The organism is Cohnella xylanilytica (assembly GCF_014212175.1).
Classification (GTDB): Bacteria; Bacillota; Bacilli; order Paenibacillales; family Paenibacillaceae; genus Cohnella; species Cohnella xylanilytica.
The window spans coordinates 49,126-72,134 of sequence record NZ_JACJVR010000064.1 but is presented as its reverse complement, the minus strand read 5'-3'; the positions used below and the strand labels follow the sequence as shown (position 1 = coordinate 72,134).

General features: G+C 63.9%; 25 protein-coding genes. 9 read left to right on the top strand and 16 right to left on the bottom strand.

All coding sequences use genetic code 11. From position 1 onward, the window contains the following. The first annotated feature begins 21 nt into the window (after nucleotides 1-21). The gene (locus tag H7B90_RS16790; RefSeq protein ID WP_185137043.1) at nucleotides 22-1,218 is read left to right on the top strand and encodes an acetoin utilization protein AcuC; all 1,197 of its coding nucleotides are present in this window, start codon (nucleotides 22-24) and stop codon (nucleotides 1,216-1,218) included. 33 nt (nucleotides 1,219-1,251) lie between these two features. On the opposite strand, the gene H7B90_RS16785 is transcribed toward H7B90_RS16790, so the two are convergent. The 6 genes from H7B90_RS16785 to H7B90_RS16760 all read right to left on the bottom strand — a co-directional run bounded on the left by H7B90_RS16785 (nucleotide 1,252) and on the right by H7B90_RS16760 (nucleotide 5,314). After that, nucleotides 1,252-1,737, bottom strand: coding sequence for a 2-thiouracil desulfurase family protein (locus H7B90_RS16785; RefSeq protein ID WP_185137042.1), 486 nt, complete (start codon nucleotides 1,735-1,737; stop codon nucleotides 1,252-1,254). A 200-nt stretch (nucleotides 1,738-1,937) separates the two neighbouring features. Further along, nucleotides 1,938-2,627 (bottom strand): 5'-methylthioadenosine/adenosylhomocysteine nucleosidase, encoded by a 690-nt coding sequence (locus H7B90_RS16780; protein ID WP_185137041.1) that lies wholly within the window; start codon nucleotides 2,625-2,627, stop codon nucleotides 1,938-1,940. A gap of 95 nt (nucleotides 2,628-2,722) precedes the next feature. Next, nucleotides 2,723-3,727, bottom strand: a complete 1,005-nt coding sequence (ccpA, locus tag H7B90_RS16775; protein WP_185137040.1) for a catabolite control protein A — start codon at nucleotides 3,725-3,727, stop codon at nucleotides 2,723-2,725. A gap of 162 nt (nucleotides 3,728-3,889) precedes the next feature. Continuing rightward, nucleotides 3,890-4,255, bottom strand: coding sequence for a bacillithiol system redox-active protein YtxJ (ytxJ, locus tag H7B90_RS16770; RefSeq protein ID WP_185137039.1), 366 nt, complete (start codon nucleotides 4,253-4,255; stop codon nucleotides 3,890-3,892). 111 nt (nucleotides 4,256-4,366) lie between these two features. Next, the gene (locus tag H7B90_RS16765; protein WP_185137038.1) at nucleotides 4,367-4,777 is read right to left on the bottom strand and encodes a hypothetical protein; all 411 of its coding nucleotides are present in this window, start codon (nucleotides 4,775-4,777) and stop codon (nucleotides 4,367-4,369) included. A 102-nt stretch (nucleotides 4,778-4,879) separates the two neighbouring features. Then, nucleotides 4,880-5,314, bottom strand: a complete 435-nt coding sequence (locus H7B90_RS16760; RefSeq protein WP_185137037.1) for a VanZ family protein — start codon at nucleotides 5,312-5,314, stop codon at nucleotides 4,880-4,882. A 101-nt stretch (nucleotides 5,315-5,415) separates the two neighbouring features. On the opposite strand from H7B90_RS16760, the gene H7B90_RS16755 reads away from it, so the two are divergent. Then, on the top strand, nucleotides 5,416-5,940 hold the full coding sequence (locus H7B90_RS16755) for a type 1 glutamine amidotransferase domain-containing protein (protein ID WP_185137036.1): 525 nt from the start codon (nucleotides 5,416-5,418) through the stop codon (nucleotides 5,938-5,940). A 97-nt stretch (nucleotides 5,941-6,037) separates the two neighbouring features. On the opposite strand, the gene ptsP is transcribed toward H7B90_RS16755, so the two are convergent. The 7 genes from ptsP to H7B90_RS16720 form a co-directional block, all read right to left on the bottom strand. After that, the gene (gene ptsP, locus H7B90_RS16750) at nucleotides 6,038-7,792 is read right to left on the bottom strand and encodes a phosphoenolpyruvate--protein phosphotransferase (RefSeq protein WP_185137035.1); all 1,755 of its coding nucleotides are present in this window, start codon (nucleotides 7,790-7,792) and stop codon (nucleotides 6,038-6,040) included. Continuing rightward, nucleotides 7,789-9,672: a glucose PTS transporter subunit IIA gene (locus tag H7B90_RS16745; RefSeq protein WP_185137034.1), complete on the bottom strand. Its 1,884-nt coding sequence runs from the start codon at nucleotides 9,670-9,672 to the stop codon at nucleotides 7,789-7,791. Before H7B90_RS16745 ends, ptsP begins: the two co-directional genes overlap by 4 nt. 322 nt (nucleotides 9,673-9,994) lie before the next feature. Continuing rightward, a complete protein-coding gene (locus H7B90_RS16740) occupies nucleotides 9,995-10,690 on the bottom strand; it encodes a class I SAM-dependent methyltransferase (RefSeq protein ID WP_185137033.1) in 696 nt (231 codons plus the stop codon). Between the two features lie 332 nt (nucleotides 10,691-11,022). After that, nucleotides 11,023-11,457: a CoA-binding protein gene (locus H7B90_RS16735; RefSeq protein ID WP_185137032.1), complete on the bottom strand. Its 435-nt coding sequence runs from the start codon at nucleotides 11,455-11,457 to the stop codon at nucleotides 11,023-11,025. A 116-nt stretch (nucleotides 11,458-11,573) separates the two neighbouring features. Beyond that, nucleotides 11,574-12,866: a 3-phosphoshikimate 1-carboxyvinyltransferase gene (aroA, locus tag H7B90_RS16730; RefSeq protein WP_185137031.1), complete on the bottom strand. Its 1,293-nt coding sequence runs from the start codon at nucleotides 12,864-12,866 to the stop codon at nucleotides 11,574-11,576. Between the two features lie 34 nt (nucleotides 12,867-12,900). Beyond that, nucleotides 12,901-13,275 carry a fluoride efflux transporter FluC gene (locus tag H7B90_RS16725; protein WP_185137030.1) on the bottom strand — a complete coding sequence of 125 codons (375 nt, stop codon included), beginning with the start codon at nucleotides 13,273-13,275 and terminating at the stop codon, nucleotides 12,901-12,903. Next, nucleotides 13,272-13,658: a fluoride efflux transporter FluC gene (locus tag H7B90_RS16720; protein WP_212961912.1), complete on the bottom strand. Its 387-nt coding sequence runs from the start codon at nucleotides 13,656-13,658 to the stop codon at nucleotides 13,272-13,274. The genes H7B90_RS16725 and H7B90_RS16720 overlap by 4 nt, the downstream gene beginning before the upstream one ends. A gap of 125 nt (nucleotides 13,659-13,783) precedes the next feature. Between H7B90_RS16720 and H7B90_RS16715 the strand changes: the two genes are divergently transcribed. Next, on the top strand, nucleotides 13,784-14,083 hold the full coding sequence (locus tag H7B90_RS16715; RefSeq protein ID WP_185137029.1) for a rhodanese-like domain-containing protein: 300 nt from the start codon (nucleotides 13,784-13,786) through the stop codon (nucleotides 14,081-14,083). Nucleotides 14,084-14,093: 10 nt separating this feature from the next. Here the strand turns inward: H7B90_RS16715 and H7B90_RS16710 are convergent, their stop codons facing one another. Further along, complete coding sequence (locus tag H7B90_RS16710; RefSeq protein ID WP_185137102.1) at nucleotides 14,094-14,606, bottom strand: shikimate kinase; 513 nt, start codon at nucleotides 14,604-14,606, stop codon at nucleotides 14,094-14,096. Nucleotides 14,607-14,755: 149 nt separating this feature from the next. Here H7B90_RS16710 and H7B90_RS16705 point away from each other — a divergent pair, with 149 nt between their 5' ends. Continuing rightward, a complete protein-coding gene (locus H7B90_RS16705; RefSeq protein ID WP_185137028.1) occupies nucleotides 14,756-15,055 on the top strand; it encodes a hypothetical protein in 300 nt (99 codons plus the stop codon). Between the two features lie 2 nt (nucleotides 15,056-15,057). Here H7B90_RS16705 and gnd read toward each other — a convergent pair whose 3' ends face one another. After that, nucleotides 15,058-16,473, bottom strand: a complete 1,416-nt coding sequence (gnd, locus tag H7B90_RS16700; protein ID WP_185137027.1) for an NADP-dependent phosphogluconate dehydrogenase — start codon at nucleotides 16,471-16,473, stop codon at nucleotides 15,058-15,060. 242 nt (nucleotides 16,474-16,715) lie between these two features. Between gnd and H7B90_RS16695 the strand changes: the two genes are divergently transcribed. Continuing rightward, nucleotides 16,716-17,279 carry an LOG family protein gene (locus H7B90_RS16695; protein WP_185137026.1) on the top strand — a complete coding sequence of 188 codons (564 nt, stop codon included), beginning with the start codon at nucleotides 16,716-16,718 and terminating at the stop codon, nucleotides 17,277-17,279. Nucleotides 17,280-17,357: 78 nt separating this feature from the next. On the opposite strand, the gene H7B90_RS16690 is transcribed toward H7B90_RS16695, so the two are convergent. Continuing rightward, the gene (locus H7B90_RS16690) at nucleotides 17,358-18,005 is read right to left on the bottom strand and encodes an SGNH/GDSL hydrolase family protein (protein WP_185137025.1); all 648 of its coding nucleotides are present in this window, start codon (nucleotides 18,003-18,005) and stop codon (nucleotides 17,358-17,360) included. A gap of 126 nt (nucleotides 18,006-18,131) precedes the next feature. On the opposite strand from H7B90_RS16690, the gene H7B90_RS16685 reads away from it, so the two are divergent. The 4 genes from H7B90_RS16685 to H7B90_RS16670 all read left to right on the top strand — a co-directional run bounded on the left by H7B90_RS16685 (nucleotide 18,132) and on the right by H7B90_RS16670 (nucleotide 22,999). Continuing rightward, entirely contained in the window at nucleotides 18,132-19,805 is a 1,674-nt protein-coding gene (locus H7B90_RS16685) for a helix-turn-helix domain-containing protein (protein ID WP_185137024.1), read from the top strand. 157 nt (nucleotides 19,806-19,962) lie between these two features. Further along, nucleotides 19,963-20,994: an ABC transporter substrate-binding protein gene (locus H7B90_RS16680; RefSeq protein ID WP_185137023.1), complete on the top strand. Its 1,032-nt coding sequence runs from the start codon at nucleotides 19,963-19,965 to the stop codon at nucleotides 20,992-20,994. After that, nucleotides 20,991-21,998 (top strand): FecCD family ABC transporter permease, encoded by a 1,008-nt coding sequence (locus H7B90_RS16675; protein ID WP_311772742.1) that lies wholly within the window; start codon nucleotides 20,991-20,993, stop codon nucleotides 21,996-21,998. Before H7B90_RS16680 ends, H7B90_RS16675 begins: the two co-directional genes overlap by 4 nt. After that, complete coding sequence (locus tag H7B90_RS16670; protein WP_185137022.1) at nucleotides 21,995-22,999, top strand: FecCD family ABC transporter permease; 1,005 nt, start codon at nucleotides 21,995-21,997, stop codon at nucleotides 22,997-22,999. The genes H7B90_RS16675 and H7B90_RS16670 overlap by 4 nt, the downstream gene beginning before the upstream one ends. Nucleotides 23,000-23,009: the final 10 nt, after the last annotated feature.

Sequence of the window (23,009 nt, the reverse complement as noted above, 5' to 3'; positions counted from 1 at the left end):
GCGCGAAAGGAAGAGATTGCCTTGACTTCATCCGCCCACGGCCCGGTATGGATCGACTGTTCCAGGTCCGGAAGCTACCGGTTCCATGAAGATCATCCGTTCCACCCGGTGCGCCTGCTGCTCGCCGAAGATCTGCTGAGGGCCTGCGGCGCGCTTAGCGACGATCAGATCGCCCCTTGCCGGGCGGACGGCGTCGAGGAGGCGCTCGAATGGATCCACCGGGCGGACTACCTGAACGTCGTGAAGGAGCTCAGCGAGCCGTCCCCGTCTCCCGGCGCGGTCGGGCAAGCGCTCCGCTACGGCCTCGAGCAGGACGGGGACACCCCTTACTTCCCGGGCATGCACGAAGCCGCGGCCGCCGTCGTGGAAGGCTCGCTCGCGGCGGCCGAAGCCGTCATGAGCGGCCGGGCTCCGCACGCGCTGCATCTCGGCGGCGGGCTGCACCACGCTTTTCCCGACCGGAGCTCGGGCTTCTGCGTCTACAACGACGCCGCGGCCGCCATCTCGTGGATGAACCGGCGCTACGGCGCCAAGGTGCTCTACATCGACACGGACGTCCATCACGGCGATGGGGTGCAATGGTGCTTCTACGCCGATCCGGAAGCGTTTACGTTCTCGATCCACGAGACGGGCAAATATCTGTTCCCGGGCACCGGCTTCGCGAACGAACGCGGCACGAGCTCGGGCTACGGGACATGCCTGAACGTGCCGGTCGAGCCCTATACGGAGGACGAGTCGTGGCTCGAATGCTTCTCCGATTCCTTGTCCCGCATCGTCCGCTCGTTCAAGCCGGACGTCATCGTCAGCCAGCACGGCTGCGACGCGCACGCCTTCGACCCGCTCGCCCACGTTCACTGCAGCATGCGGATCTACCGGGAGATGCCGAAGCTCATTCACAAGCTCGCTCACGATTACGCGGATGGCCGTTGGGTCGCGCTCGGCGGCGGAGGCTACGACCATTGGAACGTCGTGCCGCGCGCCTGGGGGCTGCTCTGGCTCGAGATGACCGGCCATCCGCTGCTGAAGGCGATCGACGCGTCGCCCGACGGGGGACCGCTGCCGGCCGATTGGACGAAGATCGTCTCAAGCCGCCGCCCGGCGGAGCTGCCTCGCACGTGGCTGGACGATACGGGCGCCTGGGAGCCGATGCCCCGCCGCCAGATCATCACGGCCAAAAACCGCGAAGTGCTGGAGATCGCTCTCCAGCACTTGGGGTAACGCCGTCCCTATGTACGAACTGCGAACCGCCGTTCAGCTCCCGCTCGATTCCGTCGAGACCCCTTCCAGCGCTTCGGCGAGGTTGTCCTCCGACACGACGCGGATGCCGTGTCTTCGCAGAAGCGCGGTCGTGACGCCGACGCCTTCCTTCTTCCGGGCCGCAAATTCGCCGTCGTAGATCAAGGAGCTGCCGCAAGACGGGCTGAATTCCTTGAGGACGACGACGGTCGCCCCTCTCTCCCTCGCCATGTCGAGCGTCCGGAAGGCGCCTTCGACGTATTGGGCCGTCACGTCGCGGCCCGAACGCTCGACGACCTTCGCTCTCCCGTCGAGCACGTCATCCCCGTCTCCTCCGACGATCTCGGCAGGCTCCCGGGGAGTCGCGAAGCCTCCGAGCAGCTCGGGACATACGGTCTCCGCCCGGTTCTCCGCTATCAAGCTCCGAATCCGTTCGTCCAGGCAGCCGGTTCCGTTATACCGGACCTGCAGCCCCGCCAGGCATGAGCTGACCAGAATCATCGACTTGTCCCCCTTATCGTTAAGAATCGCCTCTTCCCGCCGACGGCAACGACAAAAGGCCGCTTCGGCGGCCTTTGACGGTTAGGTTGCGGATATCGCCGCCATTCAGCGTCGCCAAAATAGCTTCGATCATCCGGCAACGCCGATTCGGCAACAGCTATCACGGGTCAAGATACGGCATTGCCGCTGCCGAACTGCCATTACAGCTTCCGCAGCATCTCGTTCACGATCGCGTACGAGCGATTCGACGCTTCCACCGTGAATTCCGCGAAGTTCACGGAAGCGGAGCCGTCGGCCTTGTCCGACATCGAGCGGATGACGACGTAAGGAACCTCGTTCATCGCGCAAGCTTGCGCGACGGCCGCTCCTTCCATCTCCGTGCACGCGCCGCCGAACGTCTCGTGCAGCTCCCGCACCTTGTCCCGGTCGGCGATGAACTGGTCGCCCGACAGGATCTTGCCCTTCTTGCAGCGGCCCGGAGCCGCCTTCTCCCCTGCCTCGACGGCGATCGCCACGAGCTCCGGGTCCGCCGGCCAGTCGGACACCTCCTGGAACGGGATAACCCCTCTCGCGAACCCGAGAGGCGTCACGTCCATATCGTGCTGCTGGCAGCTCGTCGAGATGACGATGTCGCCGATGTTCAGTTCCGGATCGAGCGCCCCGGCCACTCCCGTGAAGATCACTTTGTTCGCGTTGAACCGGTCGATGAGCACCTGCGTGTAGACGGCCGCGTTCACCTTGCCGACGCCGCACTTGCAGATGACGACGGGCTTCCCGTGCAGCGTTCCCGTATGGAAGCGAATGCCGGAGCGGTTCATCTCCACGGCGTCGCACAACCCGCTCAGCAACAGATCGACTTCCTCTTGCATCGCTCCGATAATGCCGATCATTGTCTAATTCCTCCTCCTACATCCAGAAAATGCCCTGGCGCGGGCCGATACGTTCCCGCGCAGGGCATCTGTTTGCGTGCAGTCGACGATCGCGCTTAGACCGAAGCGACCGATTGGCGCACGATCAATTCGTGAGGGAGCACGACCTTGGCCTGCTCGACCGTCTCCTTCTTCATCAGCTTCGTCAGAAGCCGCATCGACACGGCGCCGATGTCGTACATCGGCTGAGCCACGGTCGTCAGCTGCGGCCGGACCATCGAGGCCATCCGGATGTTGTCGACGCTGATGACGGACACGTCTTCGGGGACGCGAAGGCCGGCGTCTTGAATGGCGTGGATCGCCCCGATCGCCATCTCGTCCGTCGCGGCGAAGATCGCCGACGGACGCTTGGGCAGGCCGAGGAAATACTGGGCGGCTTCCATGCCCGATTCGTACTTGTAATTGCCGACCCGGACGTACTGCTCGTCCACCGGGAGGCCGGCCGCTTCCAGCGCGCGCTTGTACCCCTGGTAACGGGCGTAGCCGTTCGCCGGATCCTGGAGCGTTCCGCTGATCATCGCGATCGCGCGGTGGCCTTCGGACAGCAGACGGTTGACCGCGTCGAAGGCGGCTCCTTCATGGTCGATGTCGACGGAAGGCATCGTTCCCTTCTCGTCGGTCGTCGCGCACAGCACGATCGGCACGTTGGAGGTGCTGAACGCCTGAAGATGCTCGTCCGTTACGGCGCCGCCCATGAACAGGAGCCCGTCCACCTGCTTCTCGAGCAGCGTGTTGATGACCCGGATCTCCTTCTCCTTCCGCTTGTCGGCGTTGCAGAGAATGATATTGTAATGGTACATGTTCGCGATGTCTTCGATTCCGCGGGCGACTTCGGCGAAGATCGCGTTCGCGATATCGGGAATGACGACCCCTACGGTCGTCGTCTTCTTGCTCGCCAGCCCGCGAGCGACCGCATTCGGCCGGTAACCGAGACGTTCGATCGCTTCGTACACTTTCTTGCGGGTCTGCGGCTTCACGTTCGGATTGTTATTGACAACCCGCGATACCGTCGCCATCGACACGCCGGCTTCACGAGCCACATCATAAATGGTTACCGTCACGTCACTCGCTCCAATGTCATGAACAACCTAGTCTGTAGCCGGCTCGTCCATGGGATAATAAGGTAATGATATTACAAAACAGTCGGATTCGCAACGTTTACGTCGGTTCATTCGGGCCGGTTCGCGCGATGCCCGACGGCCCTCGGCCGCCGATGCCGCCTCTTAGGCTTCGGTCCGGCTTCCTCCCGGTTCCCCGAGACGCTCGCTGAGGAACGGATACGTGATTCGCCAATGGGATTCGTCCCACACCGCTTGGCCGTCCTTCACCAGAATCGCCTGCGGCGACTTGTGCGTGACGCCCAGCGTCTCGGCGATGGCATTGCTGACGGGGCGCTCCTCGATGACCCGCACGAGCGCGAAGCCGACCTCGTCGGAAGCGTCCGATACGTAGTTCATCAGCTCTTCGTGGGCGCCCGCGCTGACGGAGCACTGCGTGCTGTGCTTGAACACGAGCACCGGCTTCTCCGCGGACTGCCGAAGCGTCTCCTGCCAATCCTCCAATGTCGACAATTGCCGGATAACCGCCACTACGATTCCCTCCTTGAAAATAATTCTGCTTATTTTCATGGTATCAGAAATAAGCCGGAAGCGCAAAAAGAAACGGGGCGAAATTCGCCCCGTCGGCCTTGTGCTCCCGGCTCAGGATATGTATTGAGCGCTTAATTGCGACAATCGGCTCTTCAGCTCCGCCATCCAGGCTTCGTCGCCGACCGAAGACGCGATCAGCATGAGATCGAGCAGCTCGTTCGTTCTCTCTTCGGCGATGGAGGCCACCGACACCGCCTGAAGCGGCTTCTTGCGCGCGAGCGCTTCCCGAAGAACCCCGGCCCATTCGTGGACCTCGTCGAACGGGATATGCTGCGGCTTCGGGTCGGAGCCCAGCCGGCCGACGAGCCGTCCCAAGTCCTCTTTGACGCCGGGGAACACCTCGTTGCGGGGGCATTGCTCGCAGGAATAGACGGGAACGTTGGTTATGCTCACTTTACGCGCGTGGATGACGGTGCGCAAAATCAACTTCATGGCGTGACCGCAGGTGCAGCGTTTCAACAACGGGGTTCTCTCCTTGACCGACATAGAATGGACAGAAGGAAGCCGAACGCGGGCCCGCTTCCTTGACCATTGTATTCGCCCAAGGAACTCAAGATTCCTTCTTTAGGAGCCGCTGTAATTTTTGGAACTTGCGAGAAGCCGGGCCCTTCTCCAGAGCCAGATCGCCGCGACGGCGACGGCCGCCCCGATCCCGTCGTGCAGCAGGTCGCCCCAGTCCGGGGAACGGCCCGGAACGTAGGATTGGTGCCATTCGTCGGTGGCGCCGTACGCGACGGACAGGACGAGGACGAGCAGGCAGCGCCAGGCGTTCATCCGCCCGAAGCCGAACCCGATCGCGAACGCGACGGCCAGCGCGAAATAAGCGACGTAGTGGACGGGGTCGAACGTCTCGAGCCCCGGGAACAGCTTCCGCGCCCACGGCAGCCAGCCGTCGAGCTCCCCTCCCGTGCGGGCGGACAAGGCGAAGATGATGGCCATGCAGGCGACGGCCGGAAGCCAGCGCAGAACGATGCGGAAGGACGCGCGGTTCGCTTCCATATTCGGTTAACGCCTCCTTCGATGTCGGGATGAATGAATGCCGCGATTTTGATAGAATGAGAACGGACGTGATTCCGCTAATAGAGCAAGGAGGCTGCCGCATGACGCGAGCCAAGACGGTCGTCTGCCTGGTGGACGACGAATTCGAAGATTTGGAACTGTGGTACCCCGTCTACCGGGCCCGCGAGGAAGGCGCGACGGTGGTGTACGCGGGACCCGAGAAGGGCCGGAAGCATATCGGCAAATACGGCGTTCCCGCCGTCGCGGACATCGGCTACGACGTGCTGGACGCGAACGCGTTCGACGGCCTGCTCGTGCCGGGGGGCTGGGCGCCCGACAAGATCCGCCGCGACGCGAACGTGCTGAAGTTCGTCCGCGAGATGAACGCGGCCGGGAAGCCGATCGGCCAGATCTGCCATGCCGGATGGGTGCTCGTCTCGGCGAAGATTCTGTCCGGCCGGAAGGTGACCTCCATGCCGGGCATCCGCGACGACATGGAGAACGCGGGAGCCGAATGGTTCGACGAGCCCGTCGTCGTCGACGGCAATCTGATCTCCGCAAGGCGGCCGCCGGATCTTCCGGAGTACGCCAAGGCGTTCTGCGACGCGTTGTACGGCCGGCGCTAAGGCGCCGGTCGAAGAAGAGGGACGGCTCCCGGCGATAGGCGCCGGCGCGAGCCGCCCCTCTTCTCCTTTATGAGGCCGAGACGGGGCGCCCGGACGGCTACACCCCCGGCCGCACGTTCCCCGCCGCGAGCGTCGCCTCGGCATGGAACCTCTCCAGCCGGTCGCGGATCTCCTTCGCGGTGCGCAGCTTGAAGATCTCCTCCATCAACGCGCGGCTCTCCCGGGCGTACGTGCGCAGCATCGTCTCCTTGACGGGCAGGATCGCCTGCGCCGACAAGCTCAGCTCGTGGATGCCGAGCCCGAGCCAGATCGGCATCGCGCGGACGTCCCCGGCGAGCTCGCCGCAGACGTTGACCTGGATGCCGCGGCGCTTCGCCGCCTGGACGACCGCGCGCAGCATGCGCAGCACGGCCGGGTGATACGGCTCGTACAAGTAGCTGATCTGCTCGTTCATCCGGTCCACGGCGAGCGTGAACTGAACGAGATCGTTCGTTCCGATGCTGAAGAAGGCGACTTCTTCGGCCAGCAGCTCGGCGACCGCCACCGCGGCCGGCACTTCGATCATGATGCCGGTCGGCACGTCCTTCCGGAAGGGGACGCCTTCGGCTTCGAGCTCTCCCATGGCCTCGGCGAGCACGCCGTTCGCTTCCCTCACTTCCTCCACCGACGCGATCAGAGGATACATGATCTGCACGTTGCCGTACGCGGAAGCCCTCAGAATCGCGCGCAGCTGGACCTTGAACAGATCCTTGCGGCTCAAGCTGAAGCGGATGGCCCGGAAGCCGAGGAACGGGTTCTCCTCTTCCGGCAGCTCGTGGTAGTCGAGCTGCTTGTCTCCGCCGATATCGAGCGTTCGGATGATGAGGGGTTTGCCTTGCAGCTTTTCCGCGGCCATCCGGTACACTTCGTACTGCTCCTCCTCGGTCGGGAACCGGCTCCGGTCCATGTACAGGAACTCGGTCCGGAACAGGCCGACGCCTTGGGCGCCGCTGCCGAGCGCCGCGTCGAGCTCCTTGACGGAGCTGATGTTCGCCGCCAGCTCGAGCGTCTCGCCGTCCGGCGTGACGGAAGGAACCTGGGCGAGCTGCTGCAGGCGGGCGCGGGATTCCAGGTGCCGCTTGCGCATCTCCGAATACCGCATGATCGTCTCGGCGTTCGGCTCGACGTGAAGCAGCCCCGCTCCCCCGTCGATGATGAGCAGGTCTCCGGTCTCGATCGGCTCCTGCAGCTTGTTCTCGACCCCCATGACAAGCGGAATGCCGAACGCCCGGGCCATGATCGCCGAATGGGAGGACGGGCTTCCGACCATCGTCACGATGCCCAGCACGACGTCCGGCTTCAGGTGAATGAGCTGGGAAGGCGTCAGCTCCCGGACGACCAGGATGAACGGCTGCGTATCCGACGGCAGCATGATCTCCGGGGCGCCGAGCAGATGCTTCAGCAGCCGGTTGCCGACGTCCTTGATGTCGAGCGCGCGCTCCTTCATGTATTCGTCGTCCAGCAGGTCGAACATCGTGACGAAGTGGTCGATCGCTTCCTTGACCGCCACCTCCGCCGCCTTGTACTGCCGTTGGATGATCCCCTTGATCTCGTTCATGAACACCGGATCGTCGAGAATCGCGAGGTGCGCTTCGAAGATGCCGGATTCCTCGGAGCCGACCGTCTCGTCCATCTCCGTCTTCATCTCTTGGATCTCCGTCTTCGAGCGCTTGATGCCTTCGTACAGCCGGTCGAATTCGAGAGCGAGATCGCCCACCCCGACCTTGTGCTCGGGCAGCTCCCATTCCCAGTTCGGAAGGACGAACGCTTTGCCGATCGCGATGCCTTCCGATGCGCCCAACCCTTGGATCATGATGCTCCCCCCTTATTCTCTCTCTCTTTGACGACGACCGACATGACCGCCGCCTGCCCCTTCTTCACGGACGCGAACGGCGCGAAGCGCCAGGAACGCACGATGTCCGAATTGGTGATGACCATCGGGGTCGCGATCGACTTCGCCCCCGCCTTCAGCTTAGGCAGGTGGAAGCGAATGAGCGGCTGTCCCGGGCTCACCTCGTCGCCCTCCTGCACGAGCGCCGTGAAGACGTCCTTCAGCTGGGACGTGTCGATGCCGATATGCAGCAGCACCTCGAGACCTTCCTTCGTCCCGATTCCGACCGCGTGCTTGGACGGATACAGATGGATGATCTTGCCGGCCACCGGCGCGACCAGCTCTCCCTTGTCGGGCAGGAACGCGACGCCGCGGCCGACGAGCCGCTGCGCGAAGATCGGGTCGTCGACGTCCTCGAGCGGGATCATGCGGCCTTGCATGGGCGCATGGAATTGAACCTGATGGACGTCCTGCTGCATCAGCTTCGCGATCTCTTCGCGGATCAGGTCCGAGTACGTGCCGAACACGACCTGGACGTGGCCGCTGCCGAGATGGATGACGCCCGCCGCCCCGAGGTGGCGCAGCGACTTGGCGTCGATGCGGCGGTCTTCCGCCAGCGTCAGCCTCAGCCTCGTGATGCAGGCGTCGAGCCGGACGATGTTCTCCTTGCCGCCGAGCGCCTGCAGAATAAGCGGCGCGCGGTAAGGAACGTCGCCCGCCCAGTCGTCCAGCCGGGTCGCATCCTCGCGTCCCGGCGTCGACAGCTGGAACTTGCGGATGGTGAGCCGGAACAGGACGTAATAGAACGCCCCGACCGCAAGGCCGAGCGGGATAATCATCCAGCCCTTCTGGGACAAGGGAAGGTTGATCAAGTATTCGAGAGCGCCGGCGGAGAAGCTGAACCCGTCCCGAATGCCCAGCTCGTACGTGAGCCACATGACGCCCCCGGAGATCAGGGCGTGAACGAGGAACAGGTACGGCGCGACGAACAGGAACGCGAACTCGACCGGCTCCGTCACCCCGGTCAGGAAGGCGGTCAGCGCGGCGACGCGGAACTGCTTCGCGATCTTCGGCTTCAGGTCTTCCCGCGCCTCGTGGATGATGGCGTAGGCGATCGCCGGCAGGGCGAACATGATGATCGGATACAAGCCGGCCATATAGGCTCCCGCCGTCGGATCGCCCGCGAAGAAGCGCGGCAGATCGCCGAAGAAGACGTCGCCGGAAGGCGAGCGGTACTCCCCGACCTGGAACCAGAACAGATGGTTGAGCAGGTGGTGAAGCCCGAACGCGACCAGCACCCGGTGCAGGAATCCGTACAGGAACACGCCGAACCCGCCGGCGGATCCGATGACGTTGCCGGACTCGGCGATCCAGGAGACGAGCGTCTGTCCGACTTGGATCATGAGCCAAGAGAACAAGAGGGAGAAGCCCGCCATGAAGATCGGCACGAACCGCGAGCCGCCGAAGAACTGAAGCCACTCCGGAAGCTTGAGCGCCTTGAACCGCTCGTTGGCGAGCGCGGACGCGATGCCGATGACGGCTCCGGCGAACATGGAAGGCTGAACTCCGTTCGGATCATACGTATGCGTGACGGTACTAAAAATGATCATTCCGGTCAAGGCGGCCATTCCCGCGAACACGGATTGGTTGGCCATGCTGAGCGCGATTCCGACCGCGAATACGTAGGGGACATATTGGAAAATCGAGATGCCCGCCGCGTGCAGAAGCTCGGGGGCCGTCGGCCAGCCCAGCGATTCCCACGGCAAGCGGGAGAGCATGATGAGTATGGCGGCCGCGGGCAGCACCGTCATCGGTAGCATGAGTGCCCGGCCAAGCCGTTGGAGATAGCCCAACCCGAACATGAGCCTGTAACGCCCCCCTTTCTCTCGATGTTAAGTCTTCCGGGCTCTTCTTGTCAAAACAAAACGGAACCCGCCGCCCGAAGCCCGAGCTCCGGGACCGCCGCAGGCTCCGGCAGAAGACGTTTATTTCCGCTTGTTCGCGCTGCCGGTCCCGTCTGACGCGCCTGCAAGACGGTTTTGTCCGCTTGTTGGCGCCCCCACGCCCATCTGACGACCCTGCAAGACGGTTTTTTCCGCTTGTTGGCGCTCCCGCGCCAGTCAAACGCTCCCGTAAGACGGGTTCTTCCGCTTGTTCGCGCGATTCTCGTCTAAGGCGCTCTCTTTATTCTCTCCCGTCTCCGCCCTTGACCGCGTGGAATACGGCAAAATCGAAATACCGGAACACGCAATCGGCCTCGCGGAAGCCCGCTTCCTTCAGCCAGGCCACCTGATCGCCCGCCTTGGCGTTGATGTCCTGCTTCCTTCTCTCCCTGGACGCCTCGATCGCCGCCCGCTCCAGGCCGCTGCTCTCGATGCTCGCGTCCCAACGGGCCCGGTACAAGCGATCGTAATAAGGCGATTCGCCGGCGACCTGGTCGGCGTTGACGAAGACGCCGCCGTCCTTCAACGCGCCGTGGACGCGGGCGAACAGCGATCGCTTCGCTTCATGGGTCAGATGGTGAATGGACAGCGACGAGACGATAAAATCGAACTTCTCCTCGAAGGCGCAGCTCGAATAATCCCCTTCGACGTACCGGAACGTCCCCGGCGCGCCCTCGAATCTTCGGCGGGCTTGGTCCAGCATGCTCGCGCTGAAGTCGATCAGCGTGAAGCGGGCGTCCGGAACCTTCGCCGCGACGAACGCCGTCAGCAGCCCGGTTCCCGCTCCCAGATCGAGGATCGCGGGGCTCGGCCTCTTCGCTTCCACCAGCGAGACGGCGATCCCGTAGAAGTCGTCGAAGCAGGGAATGAGCTGCCTCCTCTGCTTGTCGTATTCTTGCGCGACCTCGTCGAACAGTCTCTTCACCTTGTCGTTCATAACCCCATCTCCCCTTCCGCCCGGCTTCCTGCCTTGCTCCAGCCGGGACTTCCTGTAAGGAGATTGTATACCGCTTCTCCCATCGGTTGAAATATATAAAACCAACAACCTCTATAGTCCATCTCTATAAGCGATCCGATAAAGGCGGGCGAGAGAAGCACGGGTTTGCGTTTTGAAAATGCGGAAAAATAACGGAGTATCTCCCGGAAGAGTTTACGTCCGGCCTTTCGAAGCCCTTTGCAACCGCCAAAACCGAATATCGGCAAAGAGCTGAGAACAGACGGCCGCAGGGAGATACCCCGCCTTGAATTTTTTGCGCGTTTACAATCGCCTTAACCTTGCCGCTTGCCTTCCGGAAGCAGGATCGAATCCTCCACCTTGATGCAGCGGTCCATTATGACCTCCAGGCCGCCCTCCTGCGCGATGCGGGCCGTCTCGTCGTTGGCGATGCCGAGCTGCAGCCACAGCACCTTCGCCCCGATCGCGACCGCGTCCTCGGCGATCGGAGGCGTATGCTCCGGCCTGCGGAACACGTTGACGATATCCACCGGCTCGGGAATGTCCTTGAGCGACGGATAGCTCTTCTCCCCGAGCACGCTCTCGGCGTTCGGGTTCACCGGGATGATGCGGTAGCCCTTCTTCTGCATCGCTTCGGACACCATGTGCGACGTCTTCGACGGATCTTCCGACAAGCCGACGACCGCGATCGTGTTCGCCGCCAGCAGAATCTCCTTGATCCGTTCCCTCGTCGGGTTCTCGAATGCCATTCCCATCAGCCTCCCGTTTATTCAGATGCGGCTGCCGCCGATTCGGCTCGAGCCCGCCTCGGGCGGCGGCTATGCGACGGCGCCCGCGCGCGGGGCGGGGACGCCGGTATCGCCTTTTACTTTACCCATTCCACCTGCGCGCCAAGCGCCTTCAGGTGGTCGAAGTAGTTCGGGTAGGACTTCGCCACGTGGTGAGCGTCCCGGATGCGCAGCGGCCGCTTCGACCGAAGGCCGACGACCGTCAGCGCCATGATGACGCGGTGGTCGAAGTGCGCGTCGATCTCCACGCCGCCTTCGAGCCCTTCCGGACGGCCGTGCACGATGATCTCGTCCTTCTTCTCCTCGACGTTCGCTCCCGCCTTGCGAAGCTCGGCCAGATAGTCGGTGATCCGGTCGCATTCCTTGTAGCGCAGGTTCTCGACGTTGTAGAAGCGGGAGGTTCCTTCCGCGAACACGGCGGCCGCGACCATCGCGAGCACGCCGTCCGTGAACTCGTCGCCGTCGAACTCGCCGGCGGTCAGCTTGCCGTTCCCTTTCACATGCACGACTCCGTTCTCGTGGGTGAGCGGGACGCCCATGGCGCGCAGAACGTCGACGACGGCGCGCTCGCCCTGCTTGCTGTTCTCGAGCAGGCGATGGACGGTGACGTCGGAATCGGTGACCGCCGCCGCCGCCAGAATGGCCGCGGAGCCCGGGTAGTCGCCTTGCACCGTGTACGTCTGCGCCTTGTACTTCTGCCGCCCCGGCACGCGGTAATGCATCAGGTCGGCGGACGCCTCCACGACGATGCCGGCCTGCTCCAGCACCTCGAGCGTCTGGCCGACGACGACCTTGGACTTGAGGTCGTTCAGCACCTCGATCTCGCTGTCTTCCTCCAGCAGCGGAGCGAGGAACAGGAGGGCGCTCAGGTACTGCGAGCTGACGCTGCCGGACACTTGAATCTTGCCCCCGCGCGGATTGCCGCCGCGGATCGTGATCGGCAGGCGGCCGTTCTGGTGCTCGACCTCCACGCCCATGCTCTGAAGAGCCGCAATCAAGTCGTCGTGGGGGCGCTTGCCGAGCGATAGGGGGTACGTATTGACGAAGGTGACCTCCGGAAGCAGCGACGCCACCGCCATCAGGAAGCGCAGAACGGCTCCCGCGTTGCCGACGTTCAGCTCCTTGGCCGGGAACGGATGGCGGCCGAAGCCGGTTATGACGATTTTCTCGTCGTCCTCTTCCACGACGGCGCCCAAGTCGCGGATGCAGCGCCGAAGGGCGTCGCTGTCCTCGCTGTGAGCCGGGTAACGGATCGTGCTCGTTCCTTCGGCCAAGGCGGCGACGAGCAGATAGCGGGTCGTGTAGTTCTTGGAGGATAACGCCTGAATCTCCCCTTGCAGCCTGCCGGTCGGGGTTACGATCATGTCCATGTCGGATAACGCTCCTTATGTGATAGGTATTAAATTACAGGTTCCGTCCCAATAGCCAGCCGAGGGCGTACAGCAGCCAGCCGCCTCCGTAGGTCAGGGCCGCGTAGACGGACAGCGTCCGGTACCGGCGCTCTCCCGCCATCGAGGCCTTCTGCACGTTCAGCGTCGAGTAGGTCGTCAATCCGCCCAGAATGCCCGTCCCGAGAAAAGCGTACAAAGCCGGCCGGTCCGTTCGCCACTCGAGCCCGTACAGAACGCCGATCGCGAGCGAGCCCGCCCAGTTGACGGCCAGCGTCGCGTAGTGCGGCTTCGCGTCGCGCACGGCGGCGAACCGGCCCGCCCCGTATCTGGCGAGGGCGCCGATCGATCCTCCGAGGCCGACGAGCGCCGCCGTCGCCCAATGGTTCATGCTCGCCCTCCCCTTCCGACGGAGAGCCCGACCGCCGCCAGCAGCCAGCCGAACAGCCCGCTGGCGAGGGCGTAAGCGGCCGCGGAGCCGTACGCGTGATGGCGGACGAGCTCGCCCAACTGGGCGTTGAACGCGCTGAACGTCGTGAACGCTCCGAGGAAGCCGGTGCCGGCCGCTTCCTTCCACCAGGCCGAGACGAGCTTGCGGGAGGCGAGCCCGAACAGCAGGCCCAGCAGCAGCGAGCCGCCGAGATTGATGGCCAGCGTCGCCCAAGGGAACGAAGCGCCTCCCCCGTCCGGCAGCGCCAAGGTCAGCCCGTAGCGGGAGACCGCCCCCAGGAAGCCGGCGACGGCGATCGCGACGGCGATTCCCATCTTCGTCATTCCCTTCTCCGCGCCCATTTGACAGCCTGTCGGGCGGTTCTATATGATCGTTATTGTAAGGGAAGCGAGGAGCCTTCCGCTTCGCGCGGGGGGCCCCTCCTCCATGAACCGAAAGGAGTCCTTCCATGAGTTACGAGACGACTACGGTCGAGCAATTGAGAGCCCGGCTCGAAGCCGGCGAGAAGCCGTACATGATCGACGTCCGCGAGGACGAGGAAGTCGCCTACGGCATGATCGAAGGCGCCGTCCACATTCCGATGGGCCAGATCCCGGACCGGCTGGACGAGATTCCCCGCGACCGCGAAGTCATCTTCATCTGCCGCAGCGGCGGCCGCAGCGGCCGAGTGTGCGAATACTTGGCGCAGCAGGGCTTCGGCCAACCCGTCAACATGCTCGGCGGCATGCTCGCTTGGGCCGAAGCTTAAGCCGAGCCGTTCACAGCCAGCGCAGCAGCAGCTCGGCCACGTCTTCCGGCGCGAGCCGGGACGTGTCGACCGTCGCGTGCGCGAAGTCGTAAGCGCGGCGGCGGGTGGCGAGCAGCGCGTCGATGCGGGCCTCCGCGTCGCCGGCCAACAGAGGCCGGCCGGCGGCGTCTCCGCCGGCGGCGACCCGGGCGAGCAGGCTCCGCTTGTCCGCCGTCAGCGCGACGACCCACCCGCGCGCCAGCATGCGGCGGCGGTTCTCCTCGCGGAGAACGGCCCCGCCTCCGGTGGCGACGACGAGCCGGCTTCCGGAGAGCACGTCGGCGAGCGCCCGGCTCTCTAAGTCCCGGAAGGCCGTCTCCCCGTCTTCGGCGAAGATGTCGGGGATGCTCTTGCCCGCGCGCCGCACGATCTCTTCGTCGGTATCGATCCGGCTCCAGCCCAGACGCTCCGCCAAGAGCCGGCTTACCGTCGACTTGCCCGTCCCCATGAATCCGACGATGACGATATTGTTCGTTGTGCCCATTCCTGTCACGGCTGTCTTCCCCATTTCCCCAACATAGCTCCACCTATCATAGCACAATGCGCACCAGGTATAAATCCGGGTCTTCTGCCGTAAGGATGGTAGTGAGTTCGGACATCCCGTCCACGAATAAAGCAAAGGTGATGCCTAGCATGGACTACGAGCCGACCCGGCGGACGGCTTCCGCCCAGGCCCAGCCCGATACGCTGCGCCGACTGCTCGACCCGGACCATCCTCTCCGCAGGGAGGACGTTATCTGGGCGCTTGACTATATCAAAAGCAAAATGGCCGAAGGAGCGCCCGAATGGACGGGGCTCGATCGGCCGCGGCTGCTTGCTCTCTTCGCCAATTACGCGGGGCTGGCGATGCACCTGCTCAAGCGTCCGGGCCTATGCGGCGAGGACGCCGAGCAGCTGCGCGCCATGCTGGTGAACGCGCTCCCCCGGGATTAGGATCAGGATTCCATCCAGTTGTGGTGGAACGTGCCTTCCTTGTCGAGGCGCTTGAACGTGTGGGCGCCGAAGTAGTCGCGTTGCGCTTGCAGCAGGTTGGCCGGCAGGCGCTCGGAGCGGTAGCTGTCGTAATACGCGAGCGCGCTCGCGAACGAAGGCACCGGAACGCCGTAGCGGACCGCCGTGGCGACGACTTCGCGCCATGCGTCTTGGTAGCTCTCGACGACGTTCTTGAAATACTCGTCGAGCAGCAGGTTGCGCAGGCCCGGATCGCGGTCGTACGCGTCCTTGATGTTCTGCAGGAAGCGGGCGCGGATGATGCAGCCGCCGCGGAAGATCATCGCGATGTTGCCGTACTGCAGGTCCCAGTTGTACTCCTCGGAAGCCGCGCGCATCTGCGCGAAGCCTTGCGCGTAGGAGCAGATCTTGCTCGCGAACAGCGCCTTGCGCACGCTCTCGATGAACGCCGCCTTGTCGCCTTGGAACGGAGCGGTCTTCGGGCCCTTCAGCACCTTGCTGGCGGCGACGCGCTCTTCCTTCATGGCGGACAGGAAGCGGGAGAAGACGGATTCGGTGATGATGGACAGCGGGACGCCCAGGTCGAGCGCGCTCTGGCTCGTCCACTTGCCGGTGCCCTTCTGGCCGGCGGCGTCGAGGATGACGTCGACCATCGGCTTGCCGGTCTCCGGATCCTTCTTGGAGAAGATATCCGTCGTGATCTCGATCAGGTAGCTGTCGAGCTCGCCCTTATTCCATTCGCCGAAAATCTCGTGCAGCTCGTCCGTGGAGACGCCGAGCACGTCCTTCAGCAGCTGGTAGGCTTCGCAGATCAGCTGCATGTCGCCGTACTCGATGCCGTTGTGAACCATCTTGACGTAGTGGCCGGCGCCGTCCGGACCGATGTACGTGCAGCAAGGGTCGCCGTTCACCTTCGCGGAGATGCCCGTCAGGATCGGCTCGACCAGCTTGTACGCTTCGAGCGGGCCGCCCGGCATGATGGAAGGGCCCTTGAGCGCGCCTTCTTCGCCGCCGGATACGCCCGTGCCGATGAAGTGGAAGCCCTGCTCCGTCAGCTCCTTGCTGCGGCGCTGCGTGTCCGGGAAGTAAGCGTTGCCGCCGTCGATGATGATGTCGCCCTTGTCCAGGTGCGGGGTCAGCGACTGGATCGTGGCGTCCGTGCCGGAGCCGGCTTGGACCATGATCAGGATCTTGCGGGGCTTCTCGAGCGAAGCGACGAACTCTTCGACGGAGTAGGTCGGAACGAGGTTCTTGCCCTTGCCGTCCGTGTTCATCAGATCGTCCGTCTTCTCGCGGGAACGGTTGTAGACGGCTACCGTGAATCCGCGGCTCTCAATGTTCAAGGCGAGGTTGCGTCCCATGACGGCCATGCCGACGACGCCGATGTTTGCTTTAGACATGATTCGCTCCATCCTTTTGGTACAAAATTTTCACAATATGCCTATTGTACTCTTTTTGCCCCCGGATGAAAACCTTCTTCATCGAAACTTCATGATTCGGTCCCGCCCTTCCTCGCGCCTGTCTTCGCCCCTCATCCCCGGTCCCGCGTTCGTCCCTAGCCTTCCGGCTCTCCCTTCCCCCCGGCGCCGGCGTCCGTTATAATCGTTATCGCAACGACACGAGAGAGGAACGTGATCCGACAGTGAGATCCATCGCCGTATTCTGCGGCTCGAGCGAAGGCGCTTCGAGCGTTTACAAGGAGAGCGCCCAGGCGCTCGGACGGGAGCTGGCGAGCCGCGGCATCGCCCTCGTGTACGGGGGAGCGTGCGTCGGCATTATGGGAGCGGTCGCGGACGCCGTGCTGGAAGCGGGCGGACAAGCGATCGGGGTGCTTCCGGGCTTCCTGCGCAGCCGGGAGATCTCCCACAAGGGGCTGACGGAGCTGATCATCGTCGAGACGATGCACGAGCGCAAGGCGAAGATGGCGGAGCTCGCCGACGGGTTCGTCGCGCTGCCGGGCGGGCCGGGCACGCTGGAGGAGTTTTTCGAGATTTTCACCTGGTCGCAGTTGGGACTCCACCGGAAGCCGTGCGGGCTGCTCAACGCGAACCGCTATTACGACTCGCTCGTCGAGATGTTCCGCCATATGGCCAAGGAACGGTTCATGAGCGAGGCATATCTCGAGTCCCTGCTCGTGAGGGATGAGCCCGCCGCCTTGCTGGACCGGTTCGCGACGTACGAAGCGCCGGGGATCAAGACTTATTGACGCGGTGAAAAAAAAGAGGCGGTCCCCTGAAGGATAAAAACCTTCGAGGAACCGCCTCTCGCGTCTTCCGGCCCTACTCTACCACCGGAAGCCGACGCTCTGCAGGAAAGCGCGGGCGAGCGTCACGTGTCCCGCCATGTTCGGGTGGACGCGATCCCACGCCAGCGCAGCCGGATACAGATGCTCCAGCACCTTATCGAACGCGGCCTGCGTATCGACGAACAGCGTGCCGTGGCGCTCCGCGATCTGGCGGACGATGTCGCCGTACCGGTCCATCGTCGCCCGCATCTTGTCCTGGCGGTTCGGCTCCAGGTAGAAGGGCGTCATCAGGACGATGCCCTTCACGTGCATCTTCGTCTTCGCCACAAGCTCGTCGAGCGTGGCTTCGTACTCTTCCGGATACACGTGGGATTCCTTGATGGTCGGCTGATCGAATTGGCGCCAGACGTCGTTCGTTCCGATCATGACCGACAGCCAGTCGGGCTTCAGGTCGAGCACGTCGGTCTGCCAGCGCGCGGCCAAATCCCGCACCGTGTTGCCGCTGATCCCCATATTGGCGATCCGGATCGCCAGTTCCGGATAACACGTCGTCAGCAAGCCGTCGACGATGGAGACGTACCCTCTGCCGTACGGATCGAACAGTCCTTCGCCGACCGGCCGCTTGCGGTCGCAATCCGTGATCGAGTCCCCGATCATGACGAGCTTGTCGTTTTTCTCCAGCTTCATCCGTTCATTCTCCCCTTCCCCTGCGTCGCTTCATAGGGCAACAATTCCATTATAGCGATTAAGTAAGCGCGTTCAACCTTTACGAATGCGGGCTTCCCCCTTACAATCAATTGAGAATAATTCTCGATGGCATCCGCCGAAAAGGAAGTGGACCCGATGGCGACCGAACCGACGGACGTCCAAGCGCTGAGCGCCTGCATCTATCGATTAAGCGCCCTGCATGCATGGTCGCGGTTCCCGGAAGAGATCCGGCACCGCGATACGCTTCATACGATCCTTATCGTGCTCGCGGGCCGAGGCATCGCGAACATCGACGGCTACCGCTGCGAGCTGGGGGCCGGAAAGGCGTATCTCATTCCCCCGTCCGCGTTCTACCAATTCCACCCGGACCCGGAGGAGCCCGTCGATTGCCGGCTGCTCGAATTCGCCGTCTGGCGGGAGCAGGAAGGACGAATCGCCCGCCCCGCCGTCTTGGGCCCGGCTGCCGGATTGACGATCGCCCACCTGCCTCCGATTCTGTCTCTGCTCGAAGAGATGGAGACGAAGCTGGCGGGCGAAGGCTTCGACCGGATGAGGGCCGACATCGCGTTCCAGGAGCTGCTCGTCTCCTTGTTCGAGCAATGGACGATCGACTCGAAGCCGGCCCCCGAGAGGACGATTCGAACGATCGTCGAGTACATGGAACGCAACTACAGCCGTCCGCTGACCCGCGACCTTCTCGCCCGAATGGCCGGCATGAGCGCGGATTATTTCAATCGCGCGTTCAAGAAGACGACGGGACGGACGCCGATGGACTATCTGACCGACATTCGGATCCGGCACGCGGAGAAGGCGCTCGCGCTGTCGGACGACGGCTATCGTTCCATCGCCCAGAGCGTCGGGTTTAACGACGAGTTCTACTTCAGCCGCAAGTTCAAGAAGGCGACCGGCCTGTCCCCTTCCGCCTACGCCGGGACCCGGAAGGGCAGCCGAAAAATCGCGGCGCTGCAGCATCATCTGACCGGGCATCTGCTCGCTCTCGGCATCGCTCCGCACGGCGCCCTGATCAACGGCTATTATCCGCTGGGGGAGCCGCTCAAGGAGACGCGGGCCGTCGGGAGTTATTATCCCGAGCTGGACAAGCTGGTCGGCGCGCGCCCGGACTTGATTCTGACCTACGACTATTGGGACGAGGAGACGGAGCCCAAGGCGAAGCTGTTCGACAAGATCGCGCCGACGGTGACGATTCCGTTCTACGACGATTGGCGGGAGCAGCTCGGCCGGATCGCCAAGGCGACGGGCAAGGAGCGGGAAGCCTCGCTCTGGCTCGAGCGGTACGAGCGCAAAGCTCTTCGGGTCCGGTCGCGAATCCGGGACCGGGTCGGAGACGATTCGCTGCTCGTCGTCGGCCTCGGCAACGGGCGAATGTGCGTCTTCGGCCGCCGGACCGTCGGCGCCGTCGCCTACGGAGACTTGGGCATCCGCGCGCCGGAGGGGATCGGGGACATCGAGGAGTACGCCGAGATCGAGCCCGAAGACTTGTTCGCTTACGATGCGGACCGTCTTCTGTTCGTCAGCTTCCGCAACGACGGCTCCGCCGAGACGAAGGCCGCGATCGCGGGGCTATTGCGGCGGCTGCGCGAAGATCCCAGGTGGCCGCGGCTGAGAGCGGCGCGGAGCGGCCGCGTTTATTCGCTGCTGGACGACCAGCATCTTTATACGCTCTATACCTCCTATTCCCACGAGCTGCTGCTGGACAAGCTGCCGGAGCTTTTCGAAGGGGTAAGAAAGCCGCCGGGCGGGAATCGCGAATGGAGATAACCGGCATTCCGAGGGGAGATCGCGACGGAACGACTTCGGAGGAAAGGTCGGAATTGTCCAAAGAACGGTCGCTTACGGCCATGGGCAAAGCGGCGCGTTCCCCTATAATCAGTTATTGAGAATGAATCTCAATTACAAGAACGAAGGGAATTGAACCATGCGCCGACTTGCCTTACGCCAACGAATGATCCGTCCTCTGCCGATCGCTCTCCTTGCGCTTCTCCTCGTCCTAGCCGGCTGCGGCCGCGACGAAGCCTCGACTTCCGGCGGCTCGCCCGCCGCGGCATCCGATGCCCGACCCGAAGCCGAAGTCTCCTCTTCCTCTTCCTCCTCCGGTTCCGTCTCCGACCCGGAAGTCCGCATCGTCAAACACGCCATGGGCGAGACGAAGCTCGCGGGGACGCCGAAGCGGATCGTCTCCCTGTACCAAGGCGCGAACGACGTCTCCGTCGCCCTCGGGATCAAGCCCGTCGGCATCGTCGAATCGTGGATCCAGAAGCCCGTGTACGACTACTTGAAGAAGGATCTGGGCGACGTGCCGCAGCTCGGGACGGAGGATCAGCCGAATCTCGAAGCCGTCTACGAGCTCAAGCCGGACGTGATCTTCGCGACGAAGCTTCGCCATGAGAAGATTTACGACCAGCTCTCCAAGATCGCGCCGACGGTTATGATCGATCAGGTGTACGACTGGAAGGACACGGTCCGTCTCTTCGGCGAGACGCTGAACGCGACGGACAAGACGGACGCTCTCATGGCGGAATGGAACAAGCGGGTCGCGGACTTCAAGGCGAAGATGCGAGACCGCCTTCCGATCGAAGCGACGGTCGCGAATTTCCGGGCCGACCATGTCCGAATCTACTACAACGGCTACGCCAACGACATTCTGAAGGAAGTCGGCTTCGGCCAGCCCGCTTCGCAGAGGGATCAGACGGTCTGGGGAGTGCAGCTCACCTCCAAGGAAGCGATCCCCGATCTGAATGCCGACGTCATCTTCCGGTTCGACTGGGAAGACGAGAACGGCGGCGCGGAGAAAATGTACGGGGAATGGTCGAAGCACCCGCTCTGGCAGACGCTGGACGCGGTGAAGAACGATCAAGTCTATCGGGTCGACGACGTGGCCTGGAACTTCGCCGGAGGTTATCTGTCGGCCCTTGACATGTTGGACGAATTGAGCTCGTTCTACCCGTGAGCGGCCTGCCGAACCGCTATCGGCTGCCCGTCCTCTGCGGCTCGCTCGCGCTGGCGATGGTCGCCTTCGGCGCGAGCCTTCTGCTGGGACGGACGCCCGTCGGCTGGAGCGATCTGACGAACGCTTTATCCGATTACGATCCGGGCGTCGCCGAGCAGGTCATCGTTCGCACCGAACGGTTGTCCCGAGGCCTCATCGCGGTCGTCGTCGGCGCCAGCCTGTCCGTCGCCGGCGCCTTGATGCAGGCGTTATCCCGCAATCCGCTGGCATCGACCGACCTGTTCGGCATCAACGCCGGAGCCGTCTTCTTCGTGGTCCTGGCGGCATCGCTCCTGGGCTTGGACTCGCTGACCGGACTGATGGGCTTCGCCTTCGCCGGCGCGACGATCGCGGCCGCGGCCGTCTACGGCTTCGGTTCGCTCGGACGGGGCGGCTTGACGCCGATGAAGCTCGTCTTCGCCGGAGCGGCCGTCGCGGCGCTGTTCGTCTCGGCTACGCAGGCCGTTCTCGTGCTGAACTCGGCCGGCATCCAGGACGTGCTGTTCTGGCTGGCCGGTTCGGTCGGCGGAAGATCGCTGGACAGCTTGGCCATGGCGCTGCCGCTCCTGCTCGGCGCCGGGGCGGCGGCGCTGCTGCTCGGCCGGCAGATTAACGTATACGCATCCGGAGAAGAGGCCGCGCGCGGTCTCGGCCAGAATACGACGGCTATCAAAGCCGCGATGGGAGCGCTGGTCGTCCTTCTCGCGGGAAGCTCGGTCTCGGTCGTCGGCGCCGTCGGGTTCGTCGGTCTTGTCGTCCCCCATCTCGCCCGCTCCGTCGCGGGGCAGGACTACCGCTGGATTCTCCCGTTCTCCGCCGTATGGGGAGCGGCGCTGCTGCTGCTCGCGGACGCGGCCTCCCGGCTCGTCCTCATGCCCGGAGAGGTTCCGATCGGCGTGCTGACCGCGTTCATGGGCGTTCCGTTCTTCATCCATCTCGCCAGAAAAGGAGCGAACCGGCCATGAGAATCGCGAGCCGCCGACGCGCTTCGCGCAATCTGTTGCGGCTCGCCGTCGCCGCGCTCCTCGCCGCCGCGTTCGGGGCGGGTCTCGGACGGACGCTCGTCGCTCCCTGGGACGTCTGGTTCGCGGTTCTCGGCGCCGGCTCCGGGGAACGCGACTTCGTCGTGCTGACGCTGCGGCTGCCCCGCGTTCTGGCCGCCCTGCTCGCGGGAGCGGCTCTCGGGATGGCCGGTGCCATTCTGCAAGGCGTCATCCGCAATCCGCTCGCGTCCCCGGAAGTCGTCGGCATCACGGGGGGCGCGGCGGCGGCGGCCGTCGCGTTCCTCTCCTTCGCGGCGGGAACGGTCGGCCTGGCCTGGATGCCGCTTGCGGCGATACTCGGCGCGTTCGTCGTCTCCATGATCGTCTACGCGCTCTCCTGGCGAAGCGGCGTCACGCCGCAGCGGCTCGTCTTTATCGGCATCGGCCTGTCGGCGGCGGCAAGCTCGGCGACGGTCTTCATGATCGTCGCAAGCCCTATCGTCACCGCCAGCGAAGCCTACATCTGGCTGACGGGCAGCGTGTACGGGGCGACGTGGAGCGATTCCGCTACCGTCGGTCTCGCCATCCTTGGCGGGCTTCCGGTCGCCTTATACTTGGCCGGAAGCGCGGACGCGCAATCGCTGGGCGACGATGCCGCGATCGGCCTCGGCGTCCGCGTGCAGCGCCACCGCTTCTGTCTGCTGCTGATCGCCGTCCTGTTCGCGGGTGTCGCCGTCTCCGCCGCCGGCACCGTCGGCTTCGTCGGGCTCGTCGCCCCCCATCTCGCCCGATTGCTCGTCGGAGGACGGTTCCGCAACGTTCTGCTCGGTTCGGCGATGACGGGAGCGCTGCTAGTCTTCGCCGCGGATCTTATCGCGAGGGTCGGCTTTTACCCCGTTGACGTCCCGGTCGGCGTGTTCACCGCCGGCGTCGGCGCTCCGTTTTTCCTCTACCTGTTCTACAGGAACCGCGACCGCCTCTGAGCCGACTCAA

Excerpts from the sequence above, each read along its gene's own strand:
- H7B90_RS16785 (WP_185137042.1), bottom strand. The coding sequence starts at position 1,737 with ATGATTCTGGTCAGCTCATGCCTGGCGGGGCTGCAGGTCCGGTATAAC.
- H7B90_RS16780 (WP_185137041.1), bottom strand. The coding sequence starts at position 2,627 with ATGATCGGCATTATCGGAGCGATGCAAGAGGAAGTCGATCTGTTGCTG.
- H7B90_RS16760 (WP_185137037.1), bottom strand. The coding sequence starts at position 5,314 with ATGGAAGCGAACCGCGCGTCCTTCCGCATCGTTCTGCGCTGGCTTCCG.
- H7B90_RS16755 (WP_185137036.1), top strand. The coding sequence starts at position 5,416 with ATGACGCGAGCCAAGACGGTCGTCTGCCTGGTGGACGACGAATTCGAA.
- ptsP (WP_185137035.1), bottom strand. The coding sequence starts at position 7,792 with ATGATCCAAGGGTTGGGCGCATCGGAAGGCATCGCGATCGGCAAAGCG.
- H7B90_RS16745 (WP_185137034.1), bottom strand. The coding sequence starts at position 9,672 with ATGTTCGGGTTGGGCTATCTCCAACGGCTTGGCCGGGCACTCATGCTA.
- H7B90_RS16740 (WP_185137033.1), bottom strand. The coding sequence starts at position 10,690 with ATGAACGACAAGGTGAAGAGACTGTTCGACGAGGTCGCGCAAGAATAC.
- H7B90_RS16735 (WP_185137032.1), bottom strand. The coding sequence starts at position 11,457 with ATGGCATTCGAGAACCCGACGAGGGAACGGATCAAGGAGATTCTGCTG.
- aroA (WP_185137031.1), bottom strand. The coding sequence starts at position 12,866 with ATGGACATGATCGTAACCCCGACCGGCAGGCTGCAAGGGGAGATTCAG.
- H7B90_RS16725 (WP_185137030.1), bottom strand. The coding sequence starts at position 13,275 with ATGAACCATTGGGCGACGGCGGCGCTCGTCGGCCTCGGAGGATCGATC.
- H7B90_RS16720 (WP_212961912.1), bottom strand. The coding sequence starts at position 13,658 with ATGACGAAGATGGGAATCGCCGTCGCGATCGCCGTCGCCGGCTTCCTG.
- H7B90_RS16715 (WP_185137029.1), top strand. The coding sequence starts at position 13,784 with ATGAGTTACGAGACGACTACGGTCGAGCAATTGAGAGCCCGGCTCGAA.
- H7B90_RS16710 (WP_185137102.1), bottom strand. The coding sequence starts at position 14,606 with ATGGGCACAACGAACAATATCGTCATCGTCGGATTCATGGGGACGGGC.
- H7B90_RS16705 (WP_185137028.1), top strand. The coding sequence starts at position 14,756 with ATGGACTACGAGCCGACCCGGCGGACGGCTTCCGCCCAGGCCCAGCCC.
- gnd (WP_185137027.1), bottom strand. The coding sequence starts at position 16,473 with ATGTCTAAAGCAAACATCGGCGTCGTCGGCATGGCCGTCATGGGACGC.
- H7B90_RS16690 (WP_185137025.1), bottom strand. The coding sequence starts at position 18,005 with ATGAAGCTGGAGAAAAACGACAAGCTCGTCATGATCGGGGACTCGATC.
- H7B90_RS16685 (WP_185137024.1), top strand. The coding sequence starts at position 18,132 with ATGGCATCCGCCGAAAAGGAAGTGGACCCGATGGCGACCGAACCGACG.
- H7B90_RS16680 (WP_185137023.1), top strand. The coding sequence starts at position 19,963 with ATGCGCCGACTTGCCTTACGCCAACGAATGATCCGTCCTCTGCCGATC.
- H7B90_RS16670 (WP_185137022.1), top strand. The coding sequence starts at position 21,995 with ATGAGAATCGCGAGCCGCCGACGCGCTTCGCGCAATCTGTTGCGGCTC.